The following is an 808-nucleotide window of genomic DNA, read 5'->3' as shown; positions in this document are numbered from 1 at the left end:
TCCCCGCTGATAACTGGCATAAGGCCGGGCAAAATAAATTTGGGCTTTCGTCGATTGACTGACTTTTTCATGCTGAGCGAACTCGCCGCCATTATCCAGTGTGATCGTGTGAACACGTGAAATACGATTCAGTAAGGTATTCATTGTGTTGCAAACTACTTCTGCCGTTTTATCCTGCGTTTTTGCCATGAGTAATAAACGGCTTTTGCGATCAACCAATGTCACCAGATAAGCCCCCTGACCAGAGATGGTATCGCCTTCAAAATCCCCAATACGGGTACGTTTCTCAACGATAACGGGGCGTTGGCTGATATCCACCCGGTTCGGGATTAGACACCGGCCCGCTTTCCGTTTCCCGCCTTTCCAACGTGTCTTACCAAAGCGAGGTAAACGCTGATAAAAGCGGCCGCCTGCCTCACGATTTTCACGAATACGCCGATAAATTGTGGTATGGCTGAGTGCTATCTCCGGACATTCCAGCTGCATTCTGTAGCCAATATTCTCCGGTGACCAGCCCATTAATAAGCCCTCAGACAGAATGTGCTCGTGTCGGGCATGGTGTTTTCTAAACTTAAAAGCGGTCTTTTTTCGTTTATCTTTCACTGTCTCTGCGGACTCAGCACAATATTGTTCACCGGGGGTATTGCGTTTCAGTTCACGTGAAACGGTACTGGGGTGAACGCCAATGGCTTCAGCTATCTGATATTGTGGAAATCCCTTGTTATGTAGGGCTTGAAGCTGATATCTTTGTCCTGGAGTCAACTGTCGATACTGTCTGATTTGTTTATGCATATCAGGCTACTATTTC

The 808-nt window shown here is 47.2% G+C and carries 1 protein-coding gene; it reads right to left on the bottom strand.

Annotated elements, in window-relative coordinates:
• Positions 1-792 (bottom strand): IS30 family transposase (locus tag AAC854_RS22770; protein ID WP_340619080.1); only part of this gene is annotated, 792 nt, incomplete at its 3' end.
• Positions 793-808 lie beyond the last annotated feature (16 nt).

The sequence above is a fragment of the Xenorhabdus entomophaga genome (assembly GCF_037996725.1).
GTDB lineage: Bacteria > Pseudomonadota > Gammaproteobacteria > Enterobacterales > Enterobacteriaceae > Xenorhabdus > Xenorhabdus khoisanae.
This window is presented reverse-complemented; position numbering and strand designations above follow the sequence as displayed.